General features: G+C 63.0%; 16 protein-coding genes. 13 read left to right on the top strand and 3 right to left on the bottom strand.

Features of this window, described 5'->3' with window-relative positions:
- Nucleotides 1-60 precede the first annotated feature (60 nt).
- The 6 genes from hemC (at nt 61) to PMM47T1_RS05785 (ending at nt 5,520) form a co-directional block, all read left to right on the top strand.
- Entirely contained in the window at nt 61-1,002 is a 942-nt protein-coding gene (gene hemC / locus PMM47T1_RS05810) for a hydroxymethylbilane synthase (protein ID WP_008366711.1), read from the top strand.
- The gene (locus PMM47T1_RS30275) at nt 999-1,763 is read left to right on the top strand and encodes a uroporphyrinogen-III synthase (protein WP_008366710.1); all 765 of its coding nucleotides are present in this window, start codon (nt 999-1,001) and stop codon (nt 1,761-1,763) included. Before hemC ends, PMM47T1_RS30275 begins: the two co-directional genes overlap by 4 nt.
- 27 nt (nt 1,764-1,790) lie before the next feature.
- On the top strand, nt 1,791-2,915 hold the full coding sequence (locus PMM47T1_RS30270; RefSeq protein WP_043300793.1) for a uroporphyrinogen-III C-methyltransferase: 1,125 nt from the start codon (nt 1,791-1,793) through the stop codon (nt 2,913-2,915).
- On the top strand, nt 2,912-4,150 hold the full coding sequence (locus tag PMM47T1_RS05795) for a heme biosynthesis HemY N-terminal domain-containing protein (RefSeq protein ID WP_008366707.1): 1,239 nt from the start codon (nt 2,912-2,914) through the stop codon (nt 4,148-4,150). The genes PMM47T1_RS30270 and PMM47T1_RS05795 overlap by 4 nt, the downstream gene beginning before the upstream one ends.
- 151 nt (nt 4,151-4,301) lie before the next feature.
- Nucleotides 4,302-4,817, top strand: coding sequence for a disulfide bond formation protein B (locus PMM47T1_RS05790; protein ID WP_008366705.1), 516 nt, complete (start codon nt 4,302-4,304; stop codon nt 4,815-4,817).
- A 226-nt stretch (nt 4,818-5,043) separates the two neighbouring features.
- The gene (locus PMM47T1_RS05785; protein WP_008366703.1) at nt 5,044-5,520 is read left to right on the top strand and encodes an Rsd/AlgQ family anti-sigma factor; all 477 of its coding nucleotides are present in this window, start codon (nt 5,044-5,046) and stop codon (nt 5,518-5,520) included.
- A gap of 32 nt (nt 5,521-5,552) precedes the next feature.
- Here the strand turns inward: PMM47T1_RS05785 and PMM47T1_RS05780 are convergent, their stop codons facing one another.
- Nucleotides 5,553-6,218 carry an FKBP-type peptidyl-prolyl cis-trans isomerase gene (locus tag PMM47T1_RS05780; RefSeq protein WP_008366701.1) on the bottom strand — a complete coding sequence of 222 codons (666 nt, stop codon included), beginning with the start codon at nt 6,216-6,218 and terminating at the stop codon, nt 5,553-5,555.
- A gap of 235 nt (nt 6,219-6,453) precedes the next feature.
- Between PMM47T1_RS05780 and PMM47T1_RS30175 the strand changes: the two genes are divergently transcribed.
- A complete protein-coding gene (locus PMM47T1_RS30175) occupies nt 6,454-7,377 on the top strand; it encodes an AlgP family protein (RefSeq protein ID WP_008366699.1) in 924 nt (307 codons plus the stop codon).
- Here PMM47T1_RS30175 and PMM47T1_RS05770 read toward each other — a convergent pair.
- Entirely contained in the window at nt 7,374-7,841 is a 468-nt protein-coding gene (locus PMM47T1_RS05770; protein ID WP_008366698.1) for a TIGR02444 family protein, read from the bottom strand. The two genes, PMM47T1_RS30175 and PMM47T1_RS05770, sit on opposite strands and share 4 nt — an antisense overlap.
- Nucleotides 7,842-7,891: 50 nt before the next feature.
- Between PMM47T1_RS05770 and PMM47T1_RS05765 the strand changes: the two genes are divergently transcribed.
- Both PMM47T1_RS05765 and PMM47T1_RS05760 read left to right on the top strand, forming a co-directional pair.
- Entirely contained in the window at nt 7,892-9,802 is a 1,911-nt protein-coding gene (locus tag PMM47T1_RS05765; RefSeq protein ID WP_008366695.1) for an ATP-binding cassette domain-containing protein, read from the top strand.
- A gap of 227 nt (nt 9,803-10,029) precedes the next feature.
- Nucleotides 10,030-10,662 carry a LysE family transporter gene (locus tag PMM47T1_RS05760; RefSeq protein WP_008366692.1) on the top strand — a complete coding sequence of 211 codons (633 nt, stop codon included), beginning with the start codon at nt 10,030-10,032 and terminating at the stop codon, nt 10,660-10,662.
- 156 nt (nt 10,663-10,818) lie between these two features.
- On the opposite strand, the gene PMM47T1_RS05755 is transcribed toward PMM47T1_RS05760, so the two are convergent.
- A complete protein-coding gene (locus PMM47T1_RS05755; RefSeq protein WP_008366691.1) occupies nt 10,819-11,112 on the bottom strand; it encodes a hypothetical protein in 294 nt (97 codons plus the stop codon).
- A gap of 396 nt (nt 11,113-11,508) precedes the next feature.
- Here PMM47T1_RS05755 and tssI point away from each other — a divergent pair, with 396 nt between their 5' ends.
- The 4 genes from tssI to PMM47T1_RS05735 form a co-directional block, all read left to right on the top strand.
- The gene (gene tssI, locus PMM47T1_RS05750) at nt 11,509-13,590 is read left to right on the top strand and encodes a type VI secretion system tip protein TssI/VgrG (protein WP_008366688.1); all 2,082 of its coding nucleotides are present in this window, start codon (nt 11,509-11,511) and stop codon (nt 13,588-13,590) included.
- A gap of 15 nt (nt 13,591-13,605) precedes the next feature.
- Nucleotides 13,606-14,412, top strand: a complete 807-nt coding sequence (locus tag PMM47T1_RS05745) for a DUF4123 domain-containing protein (RefSeq protein ID WP_008366686.1) — start codon at nt 13,606-13,608, stop codon at nt 14,410-14,412.
- Nucleotides 14,412-14,933 carry a DUF3304 domain-containing protein gene (locus PMM47T1_RS05740; RefSeq protein WP_008366684.1) on the top strand — a complete coding sequence of 174 codons (522 nt, stop codon included), beginning with the start codon at nt 14,412-14,414 and terminating at the stop codon, nt 14,931-14,933. The genes PMM47T1_RS05745 and PMM47T1_RS05740 overlap by 1 nt, the downstream gene beginning before the upstream one ends.
- A partial coding sequence (locus tag PMM47T1_RS05735; RefSeq protein ID WP_008366681.1) for a DUF3304 domain-containing protein occupies nt 14,918-15,163 on the top strand: 246 nt, incomplete at its 3' end. The genes PMM47T1_RS05740 and PMM47T1_RS05735, both read left to right, overlap by 16 nt.

Raw genomic sequence — 15,163 nt, 5'->3', positions numbered from 1 at the left:
CGTCATGCTGTTCCTGCGATGCTGGTATGATCGGCCCCTCTACCCAGCACGGATTGATTCATGCCTACTCGCGAGATCCGCATCGCCACCCGTAAAAGCGCCCTGGCCCTGTGGCAGGCCGACTACGTCAAGGCCCGCCTGGAACAGGCGCATCCCGGCCTGACCGTGACCCTGGTGCCGATGGCAAGCCGCGGCGACAAGCTGCTCGACTCGCCCCTGTCGAAAATCGGCGGCAAAGGCCTGTTCGTCAAAGAGCTGGAAAATGCCCTGCTCGACAACGAAGCCGACATTGCCGTGCACTCCATGAAAGACGTGCCCATGGACTTCCCCGAGGGCCTGGGGCTGTTCTGCATCTGCGAGCGCGAAGACCCGCGTGACGCGTTTGTTTCCAACACTTTCAACAGCCTTGATGCGCTGCCAGCCGGCAGCGTCGTCGGCACCTCCAGCCTGCGTCGCCAGACCCAGTTGCTGGCGCGCCGCCCCGACCTGCAAATCCGTTTCCTGCGCGGCAACGTCAACACGCGGCTGGCCAAGCTGGATGCCGGCGAATATGACGCGATCATTCTGGCTGCCGCCGGCCTGATCCGCCTGGGGTTTGAAGACCGCATCACCGACAGCATCAGTATCGAACACAGCCTGCCGGCCGGTGGCCAGGGCGCCGTGGGCATCGAATGCCGTACCGCCGATACCGAGATCCACGCGCTGCTGGCGCCCCTGCATCATGCCGACACCGCCGCGCGGGTCAGCGCCGAGCGTGCCTTGAACAAGCACCTCAATGGCGGCTGCCAGGTACCGATTGCATGCTACGCGGTACTGGAAGGCGATCAGTTGTGGTTGCGCGGCCTGGTGGGCGAGCCTGATGGTGCCCGCCTGCTCACTGCCGATGCTCGGGCGCCGCGCTCCGCAGCCGAGCAATTGGGCATCGATGTGGCCGAAGCGCTGCTGCGCCAGGGTGCCGATCAGATCCTCAAGGCAGTGTATGGCGAGGAAGGCCATCCGTGAATGACTGGCGCCTGCTGTTGACCCGGCCGGCCGAGGAGTCCGTCACGGTGGCGCAAGAGCTGGCGGCTGCCGGAATCTACAGTGCCAGCCTGCCGTTGCTGCACATCGAACCCCTGCCGGTTACCCCGGCCATGGTCACTCAGGTACTGAACCTGGCGCATTACTGTGCAGTGATCGTGATTAGCAAGCCGGCGGCGCGTCTGGGGCTGGACCTGATTGATCAGTACTGGCCACAGTTGCCTAGCCAGAGCTGGTTCAGCGTGGGCGCAGCGACGGCCGCCATCGTTGAAGGCTACGGCTTGCGCGTGCACACGCCCCCTCAGGGCGATGACAGCGAAGCCCTGATGGCGTTGCCGGCCTTGGCCGAGGCCTTGGCCCAGCCCTATCCCAAGGTGCTGATCCTGAAAGGCGAGGGCGGTCGGCAATTGTTGGCTGAGCACTTGCGCGAGCAGGGTGCTACTGTCGATTATCTGCAACTCTACCAACGCAGCCTGCCCGATTACCCGGCCCAGGCGCTGTACGAGCGGGTGACGGCGGAACGCCTGAACGCGCTGGTGGTCAGCAGTGGGCAGGGTTTTGAGCATTTGAAGCAGCTGGCTGGTGAACACTGGCCACAATTGGCCGGGCTACCGTTGTTCGTGCCCAGCCCGCGAGTTGCCGCCCAGGCCCAGGCCGCCGGTGCTCGTCATGTCGTGGATTGCCGTGGTGCCAGTACCACGGCCTTGCTGGCGGCCTTGCAAGAATACCGCCTACCCGGGTGAAACCTGCCCAATGCAAAGGATGGATACGTGAGCGAAACAGTCTTGCCCCAAGATGATCTGCAGTCGACGCCCGAGGCGGCTGTCCCCCCTGCGGTGAAAAAGCCCGGTCGCGGTGCGGCCGGTATCGCGGTCGTGGCATTGCTGCTGGGTGCCGCAGGCGTCGCGGTCGGTGGCTGGAGTGTCTGGCAGTTGCGCCAGCTGCAGGCGGGGCACCAGGCCCAGTCTGGCCAGTTGCAGGCCCTCGATAGCCAGGCCAGTGCCTTGAGTCAGGGTGAGCAGGCGCTCACCGCGCGCCTGGGGCAATTGCCCAGCGCCGATGAGCTCGAAGAGCGCCGTCGCCTGGTGGCCCAGTTGCAGGGTGATCAGCAACGCCTCAGCCAGCGCCTGGAAAGCGTGCTGGGCGCCAGCCGCAAGGACTGGCGGCTGGCCGAGGCCGAGCACCTGTTGCGCCTGGCCAGCTTGCGCCTGTCGGCGTTGCAGGACATCGCCAGCGCCAAGGCGCTGGTGCAAGGGGCGGACGAGATTCTGCGTGAACAGGACGACCCGTCGGCGTTCGCCGCTCGCGAGCAATTGGCCAAGTCCCTGGCATCGTTGAGCAGCGTGCAGCAGCCAGATCGTACCGGCCTGTTCCTGCAGTTGGGTGCCCTGCGCGACCAGACCGTGGGGCTGTCAGCCCTGGCGCCGGAATTCCAGGCCCAGGGTGACGCCGAGCGCGTGCGCCTGGCCAGCGATGACAACCGCTGGGAGCGTTGGTGGGACAAGATATCCAGCTACTTCCGCGTCGACTTCCGGCCAGACGAGAACATTCGACCGCTGCTGGCCGGGCAAAGCCTGAACCAGGTACGCCTGGCCTTGAGCCTGGCGCTGGAGCAGGCCCAGTGGGCCGCGCTCAATGGCGAGCCCAAGGTGTATGGCCAGGCGCTGGACGAGGCGCGCAGTATCCTGCTCGTCAGCTTCAACCAGGACAACACCGAAAGCCGTTCGATGCTGGCGCGTATCGACGAACTCAAGAGCCAGCCGGTGTCGGTGCTGACCCCCGACCTGAATGCCAGCCTTGAGGCCGTGCAGAACTACCTGGAGCATCGGCACATGCCTGCCGAAGCGCTGATGACCCAGCCGGGAGCCCAGGTACAGCCGGAGGCGCGCCCATGAAGCGCGTCTATGTGATTATTTTTGTCGCCATTGCCGCAGCCGTCGGGCTGGGGCTGGGTATCGCCAAGCACCCGGGCTATGTGCTGATCGACTATCCCCATGTGTTCCGCTACGAGTCGGGGTTGTGGTCAACCCTGGCTGCCCTGGTCGCCATCGTGGTCGCCGTGTTCATCGTCTGGGTGCTGCTGCACCTGATGCTGGTATCGGCGGGGGTAGTCAACCCCTGGTCCGGCCGCAATCGCCAGCGCCGTGTGCAGATCGCCATCGAGCAAGGCCAGCTGGATTTGGCAGAGGGCCGCTGGGCCAGTGCCCAGCGCAACCTCCATCGGGCTGCGGAAAGCGAGCGCCAGCCTCTGCTGTACTACCTGGGCGCTGCACGCGCTGCCAATGAACTGGGCCGTCCGGAGGACCGTGACAACCTGCTGGAGCGCGCCCTGCAGCGCCAGCCCCAGGCCGAACTGGCCGTGGCGCTTACCCATGCCCAATTGCTGACCGATGTCGGCGACACCGAGGGCGCCCGCAGCGCCCTTGAGGCCATGCGCGAACGCCACCCTGGCAATGTCCAGGTATTGCGCCAGTTGCAACGCCTGCACCAGCAGCGCGGTGACTGGATGGCCGTCATCCAGTTGTTGCCGCAGTTGCGCAAGAGCAAGGCCGTCACCGCTGCCGAACTCACGGCGCTCGAGCATCGTGCGTGGGGCGAGAACCTCACCTTGGTGTCGGCTCATGAGCAAGGCGAAGCCGCCCTGCAAGCGCTCAAACTCGCTTGGGAGCAACTTAGTGCCGAGCAGCGCCAGGAACCGACGCTGGTACTGGCCTACGCCGACCAACTGCGTCAGCTGGCCGCCCAGGCCGAAGCCGAAGCTGTTTTGCGTGGGGCACTCAAGCGCGACTACGACAGTCATCTGGCGCGTCTTTACGGGCTGGTAGTGGGCAGTGACCCGGCCAAACAGCTGCATACCGCGGAAGGCTGGCTCAAGCAGCATGCCGATGACTCCAGCCTGCTGTTGACGCTGGGCCGTCTCAGTTTGCAAAACAGCCTGTGGGGCAAGGCGCGCGATTACCTGGAAAGCAGCCTGCGTTTGCAGCGAAACCCCGAGGCCTGTGCCGAACTGGCGCGTTTGCTGGCCCGTCTGGGTGATACTGAACGCAGCAACCAACTGTTCCAAGAAGGGCTGGGGTTGCTGGACGAGCGCCTGCTGGCACTGCCCCTGCCAGATGCTGCGCGGGCCTGAAGGCAAGCTCCTACGAGCATCTGCACAACATCCTCTCCTGTCCGTCGGACTTTCCCTACAGAATTAGGGAAATGTCCGTCGGGAGTCGCCTTGAAAGCATTCCCATCTTTCCTCTAACGTGGTTTCCAACTATCGCGTTACTGGATTGGTCATGGTACTGGCTCGCTCGCGTTCCTTGTTTCTGCTAGGTTTCCTTGCGTCGGCGGGCGTATTGGGCGCCGCCTATTTCCTTCAATACCGGGTGGGCCTGGTGCCCTGTTCGTTGTGCCTGGTGCAGCGCTTCTTCATCGCTGCGCTGGCGGTATCCTGCCTGGCCGGCTTCCTTCATCGGCCGGCTTTGCGGGGCGTGTATGGTTACCTGATGGCCAACACCTTGTTCATCGCCGGGGCGGTTGCCGCCGCCTTGCGCCAATTGTGGTTGCAGGCCAATGGCGAGCAGCCCAAGGTGGCCTGCCAGCCAGGCCTGGATTACCTGTTGGCGACCCTGCCGTTTCCCGAGGCACTCAAGACCTTGCTGCTGGGTACCCCTGAATGCGCCCGCGTCAATTGGACGCTACTGGACATGAGCGTCCCGGAATGGAGCCTGTTGGCACTGGCCGGGTTGCTGCTGCTGACCCTTCTGGGATGGCTGCACGCCCTGCGCCCACGGGCGGGCAACCTTTCATAGGCGGGTTTGGGCCCGAATCTACGGGGCCGAAAAGCCGGGCTGCGGATTAAACACTTGTATGAACTTTATCGATGGGGCACCTTGAAGCTGTAGGCGCACGGGCATAATCTCCCAGCACGCACCATAGAAATCAGGCTGCTTTGATTGCCGCCTTTCGAACGGTCCCGGTTCTGCGTTGTCTTGGAATGGGCCGATAGCGGCATGACCCAAAAGGGAAGAAAAGACCATGTTGGAAAGTTGTCAGAATGCTCAGGAACGTTGGGGCGGGGTTCACAAGCTGATTGATCGGTGGCTGCAAGAGCGCCAGACGCTGGTGGAGGCGTTTGATGTACTCGTTGAAACGCCCGAGGCACTGGCCGGCAATCGCAAGAAGCTCAAGGAATTCTGTGGCGTGCTGGTCGACTACGTGTCGGCGGGTCACTTCGAGGTCTACGAACAATTGATCGCCGAGGCCAATGCATTTGATGACAAGCGTGGTCTGGAGCTGGCGGAGGACACACTGTTCCCGCGCATAGAAGCTATTACCCAGTTTGCGCTGGCGTTCAATGACCACTGCGACAAGGGCGATTGCTCCTGCGCCACCACGCTGACAACCAAGTTCAAGGAGTTGGGCAGCCACTTGCACGAGCGTTTCGAACTTGAAGACTGCCTGATCGAAGTGCTGCACAACGCACACAAGGAAGACGCCGCCGTCCAGGCATGACGGCTGCCTTCAACCCCCCTGGGCGGCAGGCGTCAGGCGCCAACGTCCAGTAGGCTGATTTCGAAGACCAGAGGCGTGTAGGGTGGAATCAGGTCACCCGCACCGTCGGCGCCGTAGGCCTGGTCTGACGGAATCACTACCCGCCATTTCGCGCCCTTCGGCATCTGCTGCAGGGTAACGCGCCAACCGCTTATCACGCTGTCCAGCCGGAACCACTGTGCTTGCTGGTTTTGGTCGAACACTGTGCCATCAGGCAGCATCCCCACGTAGGTTACCTGCACCCTGCCATCGGCCGTGGGATGCGGACCGTCGCCTGCGGTCAACTCGCTCATCAGAATGCCGTCGGCCAATTCATGCACGCCGGCCTTTGTGCGCTCGCCCGCCATGAAGCGCTGTTCGGCCATCAGCGCCTTTTCCGTCGGGGAGGGCGCTGGCGCCTCGCTGGCCTGGGCGTCATGTTCGCGCAGGATCTGTTCAATGCGTTCAGGTGGCAATGCCAGGGGCTTGTTTTCGTAGGACTGCTGCAGGCCTTGCACCAGCGCCTGGATATCCACGCCAGGGGCCTCTTCGCGCAGGCGTTCGCCCAAGCTGGCACCCAGGCTGTAGGCCAGGTCGTGCGGGCTTGTGGGCGAAGCCGGCTCGGCTGCGTGAGCAAGCGGCAGCAGTAGCCAAAGTGACAACAGCAGGTGACGCGGCATGGAGAATATACCTGTTCGAATGCGGGGGATTATGCCAGTCTCGCAAGTTGCCAAGCGAAGAGATTTCAGGCCGATGACAGCAGACTTTTCCACAACTTCTACACTTGTCTCGAACTGCCAAAACAACTTTGCCCAGGCATGCAACGCGGCCCGTTGGATACTGTCAACTATGCCTAGCGGCAACAGTTGCACAGGTCTAGTATGAGCCGCAATCACGTCAGCCAGGAGGTAACCCATGTCGGCTAACAAGAAGCCAGTCAATACCCCGTTGCATTTGCTCCAACAGCTTTCGAGCAGCCTGCTCGAGCATTTGGAAGGTGCCTGTTCCCAAGCCCTGGCTGATGCCGAGAAACTGCTTGCCAAGTTGGAAAAACAACGTGGCAAGGCGCAGGAAAAACTGCACAAATCGCGTACCAAACTTCAGGAATCCGCCACCGCTGGCAAAGCCAAGGCCCAGGCCAAGGCAAAAGCCGCTGGCGCTGAACTTGAGGAACTGCTCGACGCCTTGAAAGATCGGCAGGCTGAAACACGTAATTACATTGTGCAACTCAAGCGTGATGCCCAGGAAAGTTTGAAACTGGCCCAAGGTGTTGGGCGAGTACATGAAGCAGCCGGCAAGGCGTTGACCGCGCGTACAGCCAAGCCTACTGCCACCCCGGTTGCGGCCCGCAAGGCACCGGCGCGTGCTGCGACCAAGCCGGCCGCAAGCAAGCCTGCGGCAGCTAAGCCAGCAGCTAAACCAGCGGCCAAAACTGCTGCTGCCAAGCCTGCGGCCAAACCGGCCACCAAGGCCGCCGCCAAGCCCGCTACCCGCACTGCGGCTGCCAAACCGGCTGCCAAACCGGCTGCCAAGCCTGCCGCTACCAAGGCTGTAGCCGCAAAACCAGCCGCCAAGGCCACCAGGGCCAAGCCAGTTGCCGCCAAGGCGGCCGCTAAACCTGCTGCCGCCAAGCCGGTCGCGGCCAAACCTGCTGCTGCCGCCAAGCCAGCAGCGGCGAAACCGGCCACCAAGGCCGCACCGCGCCCGGCGGCGAAAAAGCCCGCAACCCCTGCAGCCAAGCCGGCGGCCACTCCCACGCCTGCCAGTGCACCAGCACCGGCTGCGGCAGCGCCTTCCAGCCCGGCCAACAGCAGCGCACCGGCACCCAGCGCTTCTTAACCGGCGGCACTCGCGGCGTGCAGCCTTTGCAGCGCGCCGCGTTGTTTTTCCCGGGCAACGGGCGGCGCCACGCCGTCCAGCCACGCTGACAAATCGTTGGCGCCTTCTGCCTGCCAGTCCTGGGCAAGCGTTTCAATACGCTCAAGCAGTTGCCGTTCGGCTTCCAGCTCCAACGCCTTTACCTGATCTCGCAACGCGTCCAGCTCCGGATCGTGGGCGGCGGCCTCGCGCCAGCTCTGGCGCAGATGGCGCAGCGGGCGTATGACTTCGTCGTGCCACGGCTGGGCCAAGTCGCGCAGGCGCGCCAGGCGGTCGCCATTGCACGCCACGCCCAGTTGGCCCAGCCATGCGGCGCCCAGCAGCAGGCAGACGTTGGCGCCTTCGGCCTGCAGTTCAAGGCAGGCCTGCTCAATGCCAAGGCGAGTGTAAAGATCCAGGGAAAAGCTCCACAGGTCAGAGTGCATAGTCCTTCTCGCGCCAGTTGCCGCCGAAGCTGGTAGACTCCGCCGCCATTATGATTCGACTTCAAAGCCTTACTTTACAGCGTGGCCCGCAGCGTCTGCTAGAAGACGCCGAGCTGACCCTGCACGCCGGTCAGAAAGCCGGCCTGATTGGCGCCAACGGCGCCGGCAAATCCACCTTGTTCGCCTTGCTGCGCGGCGAGATCGTGCCCGATTCCGGTGACTGCCAGTTACCGGCCGATTGGCGCATTGCTCACATGCGGCAGGAAATTGATACCCTCGAGAGAATAGCCGTAGACTACGTTCTCGACGGGGATTTGCGTTTGCGCGAGGTCCAGCAGCAGTTGGCCGCCGCCGAGGCCGCACACGACGGCGCCGCGCAGGCGCGCCTGCACGCCGAACTCGACAGCGCCGACGGCTATACCGCCGACGCGCGGGCGCGCAAGTTGCTGGCCGGGCTGGGCTTTACCAACGAGCAGATGGACCGGCCGGTAGGCAGTTTCTCGGGTGGTTGGCGGATGCGTCTGAACCTGGCGCAGGCACTGATGTGCCCCTCCGACCTGTTGCTGCTCGACGAACCCACCAACCACTTGGACCTGGACGCCATCCTGTGGCTTGAGGAGTGGCTCAAGAGCTACCCCGGCACCTTGATGCTGATTTCCCACGACCGCGACTTCCTGGATGCGGTGGTGGACCATGTGGCCCACGTCGAACAGTGCAAGCTCACCCTTTACCGGGGTGGCTACTCGGCCTTCGAGCGCGCTCGCGCCGAGCGCCTGGCTCAGCAGCAGCAAGCCTACGAGAAGCAGCAGGCCCAGCGCGCGCACATGGAAAAGTACATCGCCCGCTTCAAGGCCCAGGCCACCAAGGCCCGCCAGGCCCAGAGCCGCATCAAAGCGCTGGAGCGGATGGAAGAGCTGTCTGCCGCCCATGTGGATTCGCCGTTCGACTTCGTGTTTCGCGAGTCCAACAAGATCTCCAGCCCATTGCTGGACCTGTCCGAAGGCCGCTTGGGTTATGGCGACAAAGTCATCCTGGAAAAGGTCAAGCTGCAACTGACCCCGGGCGCACGCATTGGTCTGCTGGGCCCTAACGGCGCGGGCAAGTCCACCCTGATCAAGAACCTCGCCGGCGAGCTGTCGCCCATCGGCGGGCGCCTGGTGCGAGGCGAGAACCTCACCGTGGGTTACTTCGCTCAGCATCAGCTGGATTCGCTGGACAGCAAGGCCAGCCCGCTGTTGCACCTGCAGCGCCTGGCGCCCACCGAACGCGAGCAGACCCTGCGCGATTTCCTCGGCGGTTTCGACTTCCGAGGTGCGCGCATTGACGAGCCCGTACTGAACTTCTCGGGTGGTGAAAAGGCCCGGCTGGCCCTGGCGCTTATCGCCTGGGAAAAGCCCAACCTGTTGTTGCTCGACGAACCCACCAACCACCTGGACCTGGAAATGCGCCTGGCGTTGACCATGGCCTTGCAGGAGTTCAGCGGCGCGGTACTGGTGGTTTCCCACGACCGGCACCTGCTCAAAAGCACCACCGACGACTTCCTGCTGGTGGCGGATGGCAAGGTCGAGGCCTTTGACGGCGACCTTGACGACTACACCCGTTGGCTGGCGGATTACCGCCTGCGCAACGCACCGGTCAGCAACACCCCGGTAAACGCCGACAAGACTGACAAGAAAGCCCAGCGCCAGGCCGCTGCGGCCCTGCGCCAGCAACTGGCCCCGCACAAGCGCGAAGCCGACAAGCTGGAAGCCGAGTTGGGCAAGGTGCATGAGCAGCTGGCCAAGGTCGAGGCGGCGCTGGGTGACAGCTCCATCTATGAAGCAGCGCGCAAGGATGAATTGCGCGACCAGCTTGCCCAGCAGGCCAAGCTCAAGGTCCGTGAAGCGGAGCTTGAAGAGGCCTGGATGATGGCACTGGAAGCCCTGGAAACCCTGCAGGCCGAGCTCGAATCGCTGTCTTAGGTGGTCATGGCGCGGTCATGCCCTTGTAGCAGCAACTGTCTTGTATGCGTTGGATGTCGGAGCTGCCGATAGGCTGCGAAAAGGTCCGCAGGACCTTAATCGGTCATGCCAATCGCGGGCCCGCTGTGCGGGCCTTCGCGGCCTCCACGCATACGTATATTGTCGTGGCGTTTTTCGTGCACAAGCAGTAGGTTTACCGATCTACAGATTTTGTTACGAGGTGCGTCATGGCGCTGCAAACCTGGCTGGCATTCTTTGCCGCCTGCTGGATCATCAGTCTTTCCCCCGGTGCTGGCGCAATAGCTTCTATGTCCTGCGGCCTGCAGTACGGTTTCGTGCGTGGCTACTGGAATGCCCTGGGCTTGCAGCTGGGCCTGATCCTGCAGATCGCCATTATCGCCGCTGGCCTGGGCGCGGTACTGGCGGCCTCTGCCACGGCCTTCACCCTGATCAAATGGTTTGGCGTGTTCTATCTCGTCTACCTGGCCGTGAAGCAATGGCGTGCCTTGCCCATGGACATGTCGTCCGACTCGGCCATACGCCCTATCGGCAAGCCGATGAGCCTCGTATTCCGTGGCTTCCTGGTCAACGTCAGCAACCCCAAGGCCCTGGTGTTCATGCTGGCGGTGCTGCCGCAGTTCATCAACCCGCATGAGCCGCTACTGCCCCAATATGTCACCATTACCCTGACCATGATCACCGTTGATCTGCTGGTGATGGCGGGTTATACCGGGCTGGCGTCCAAGGTTTTGCGCCTGCTGCGCACGCCACGGCAGCAACAGCGCGTGAACCGTACCTTTGCCGGTCTGTTCATCGCCGCTGCCACCTTGCTGGCCACCTTGCGCCGCGCGCCAGTCTGACCCGTAGCAGCAACTGTCTTGAAACCGCGTCGTCTGCATCGCGACTGAAGTCGGCTCCTACGCCGTCCGTGGTAGGAGCCGGCCTTGGCCGCGATGCAGTCGACGCCGTCCTGTAGCTGCTGCCAGGCTACGCGGCGTGTCTGGCCAGTTCAGCGTTTACAGCACCTCATCCAACAGGTGGCCTGGATGATTGCATCCGTCCAGCGCCGCATCTATCAAGCCACGGCTCGCCTCAACCAACTGCGCAATGATTTGGTTCATCGAGCGGCCGGTTTGCAGGTCGGCATCCACCGTCTCTGCACAGAGAACGGCAGCGTTGTCCAAATTGATAGCAACCTGTTCCAGTACCTCGGATAGGGGGAGCCCTGCCTGGACGCTATATAGGGGGGCTCCGGAAGTGGTTTGGCCGAAGGTCGAGGGCTGAGTAAAAACTTGAGATAGAGTATTCATCGATATATTTCCTTTGAAAGTGGGGTGCCAGCCATTCGCCGTCAAACAAATGGGTGGCAACTGCGCGGGGGTTGACGGACCGGTCCAAAGGAAAAACCCGGCGCACCCGTGGGTGCCCCTCGCACAGTCACCATGGAGCTGTGTTTCGGGCATGAGTATGCACGAACACAGCATTGGCAGTTGTGCGGTTCTTTGGTCGGAGGCCGTCAAACCTCATCCCGCATCAGACGGGACAGGCCCACAATAGGCCTGGTTTTTGGCGGCCACAACCGCAAAACCCGAGGAAATCCAAGAAGGAGAAACTTCCTACATGGTCTTGGGAATGGTCCGGCATTTAACCCCTGACGGCTCCCGGACACTGGATCCTTTGCGCACCCAAGCGTTCAAGGATCCCGGATGCTCGACACTGCCACGCACCCCAGCCGCTTCCACCTCACCCTCCAAGGCGTTGATCAGGACTTCAGGGTGCTGGGCTTCAGTGGCACCGAGGGTGTCAGCCAGCTTTATCATTTTGAGGTTGAGGTGGTCAGCGACCGCCCCGATCTCAACCCGGCCGAGTTCCTTCAGTGTCCGGCGTACCTCGATATCGATGGCGGTGGCTTCCACGGCGTGATCAGGGCGTTCAAGGCGGGCGAGCGTGGCACGCGTCTGCACCATTACCACCTGACCCTGGTGCCGCAACTGGATAACCTGCGCCATCGCGTCAACCAGCGAATCTTCCAGGGCCAGAGCGTCCAGCAAATCATTACCCAGGTGCTCAAGGAGCATGGCCTGCTGGCTGACCGCGTGGGCTTCGAACTCAGTCCCGTGGCCTATGCCCCGCGTGACTACTGCACCCAATACGGCGAAAGCGACCTGTACTTCATCCAGCGCCTGTGCGAGGAGGAGGGGTGGCATTTTCGCTTCCAGCATTCCCCCGGCCAGCATGTGCTGGTGTTCGGGGACAGCCAGAGCTTTTTCCCCCGGCTCGAGCAGCCGGTGCGTTTTGTCGCCGATTCGGGCATGGCGGCTGAAGAGGTTGTGGTATCGCGTTTCACCGCCCTGGCGCAAACCTTGCCGGTGCGGGTGACCCAGCGCGGTTACGATTTCGAACACCCAAGCTTCATTCCCGAATACGAGGCCCGTCCCGCGCCCACTGGAAGCGCGATACCGCTCAACGAATTGGAAGTGTTCAGTTTTCCCCAGCCGTTGCCCACGGCCCAGGCAGGCAAGCGCCATGTGGCCAGGGCTTTGGAGCGTCAACGTTTCGAGGCATACCGTGCCGAGGGCAGCAGCGATGTCTCGCGCTTGCTCAGCGGCTGCCTGATGACCTTGCATGACCACCCGCGTGGTGATTTCAATGGCCAGTGGCTGTTGTACGAAGTCGTGCATGAGGGCCGCCAGCCACAAGCGCTCGAGGAGCACGGCAGCGTTGCCGTCGAGCAGGATGGGGCGCTCACCCAAGGCTACCGCAACCGCTTCAAGGTGAGCCCCTGGGACGTATTCTTCCGCCCCGCGTTGGCCCACCCCAAACCGGTGGTGCCCCTGACTCAGACCGCACAGGTATGCGGCCCCGCCACGGAAGAAATCCACTGCGACGCCCATGGTCGGGTGCGCGTGCGCTTTTGTTGGGACCGCAGCGCCAGCCCCGACGAGCACAGCAGTTGCTGGATTCGGGTGGCCAGCGCCTGGGCCGGCAACCGGTATGGCGCCATGGTCATCCCGCGCATCGGCATGGAAGTGCTGGTCACCTTCCTGCATGGCGACCCGGACCAACCCCTGATCACCGGTTGCCTGCCCAACGGCAAGAATCACGTGCCCTACGAGCTGCCGGCGAACAAGACCCGCAGCGTGTTCAAGAGCCTCAGCTCCCCGGGTGGCGGTGGCAGCAACGAACTGCAGATCGAAGACCGCAAGGGCGCGGAGCGCATCTATATCCATGCCCAGCGCAACCTGGAACAAGTGGTGGGCAATGATCAGGCACGTCAAGTGGGCCGCGACGATCGGGTGCTGATCGGTGGTAACCGTTACCAGCAAGTGCAGGGCGAGCTGCACGTCAGTGTGGTCGGGGCCCGGAAGACCGAATTGCAGGCCGACGACTACTTGCGTGTCACAGGCAGCCAGCATATCCACCTCGGCGGCCACGGCGTATTGCACAGCGACCAGGACCTGAGCCTGCAGGCGGGCAGCCACCTGGTGCTCAGTGCATCAAGCTCGCTGACCCTGCGGGTGGGCGGCCAGTTTCTGATGATCACCGACGCCGGGATTACCAGCAGCGTGCCCATCGACCAGGGCGGCGCGCCTACGGCAGGCGCAGCTCTGCTGCAAGGGTTGCCGCAGCGCCCTGGCGAAACTGCCCAGGAGGCAGCAGGTCGGCTGATGGCCCTTCGCCCCCCTGTCGTTTCGGTTGCTCCCTCGCCTGAAGAGCGCACCCCGGTGGTGTGCGAAGCCTGCCTGCAGCGAGCCAAGGCGCACGCTGAACTGTCCATCGCCCGCTGACCCTCTGGAGCCTGTATGCAACCCACCGCCCAGCAATGGATTGAACACCTGAGCCTGCAAAGCCAGCAGGAAGGCCGCAGCCACCTCGACTTGCTGGTGGACGCTACCGCGCTGGATTGCCCTGTATGGGCTAGCCGCCTGGCGCTGCCGCAGCCCCTCGTCGAATGCCCACTGCTGGCCGCCACCCCGGAGCGCGCGCTGGCCACCCAGGGCCCGATCCTGCTGCGCCTGAAGTGGGCCGAGCCCAGCCACTGCGCCTGGATGGCCCAACTGCTCATCGCCCACCACCGCAACCCCTGCTACCTGGTCATCGCCAGCCGCTGGCCGCTGGAAAACCTGGCTGCGCAGCTCATGTACTTCACTCAGGGCGTGTGGGACGGTGGCCAGAAAAGCGGCATCTTTCGTTTTTACGACCCTGTGCTGTTCGGTGCGGTGCTGGAGCAGCTCCACCCTGGGCAAACCAGCCTGCTGCACGCCGGCATTGTCCATTGGCAGTGGCGTGACCGTGACGGGGTAGCTTGCCAAGTGTATGGGCTGGACCAGCCGCTGGCCAACAACGTGCTGCCCGACGCACCCCTGACCCTGAATGCGTACCAGATGGATGCTTTCGCTGCCTGGAGCCAGGCGGAGCGTTGGTGTCGGCAGCGCCTGCTGCGCTCGGGTGATTACGGCATCACCTTGCGCGAAGCACTGGCGCATCACGTATGGATGGCCCATATGGCTGCCCAACGTAACAAAGCCGTGGCGTTGGAACTGGATGCTTATGTCGACGAGTGGCTGGCACAGCACAGCGAATACAGCGCCCGCACCTGGCAGGTTTGATGAACGTTTCCTACCGATGGCTTGCGGCAGTGGTGATGGTGCTGGCGGGCTGCACGCCGAAGCCACCGAGCAAGCTGGGTGCGCCGATCGAGGGGCGTAACCATACGGGGGCGGCGATCAACTGGTTCATGGTGAACCGCAATGGGGGGCCGAACGTTGGGCCCTACGGTGGGGGAGGCAAGCAGAACTGCTGCGTGCTGTTGCCGGTTAGGTGGCAGCCGGGGTTGAAGGTGTTGGTGGAGTGGGAGAAGGATCCGAATGTCGGGGCGTCGCGATATTGGAAAGAGCGAATGTTTTCGGAGGCTTGGCATGAGCGAATGGCTGATCACCGAGCCAAATACACCCACCACAGCGCCTGGGTCGAGGTAGCGCCCTACGACAAGCTGGGTGTTGTCGATGTGCATTTCCTGCCTTGCGACAAGATCGCGGTGTCTGCGGTGGCCGAACTGCCTGGCATGAAGGGCTATCCCTTCGACTTCCCTTCAAACATGCAGGAGCCCGCCACATGCCCCGCGCCATGACTGATGCATTTATCCGCGTCATCCAGCTGCTTGCGCTGTTGGGTGTGGTGTTTTTGGTGGGTTGCACGCCGAAGCCGCCGAGCAAGCTGGGTGCGCCGATCGAGGGGTGGAACCATACGGGGGCGGCGATCAACTGGTTCATGGTCAACCGCAATGGAGGCTCCAATTTTGGGCCTTACATGGGCGGGCGAAGCCAAACCTGCTGCGTGCTGTTGCCGGTTAAGTGGCAG

The organism is Pseudomonas sp. M47T1 (assembly GCF_000263855.1).
Taxonomy (GTDB): Bacteria; Pseudomonadota; Gammaproteobacteria; order Pseudomonadales; family Pseudomonadaceae; genus Aquipseudomonas.
The sequence above is the reverse complement of the archived record's forward strand: the minus strand, read 5'-3'. Positions and strand labels throughout refer to the sequence as shown.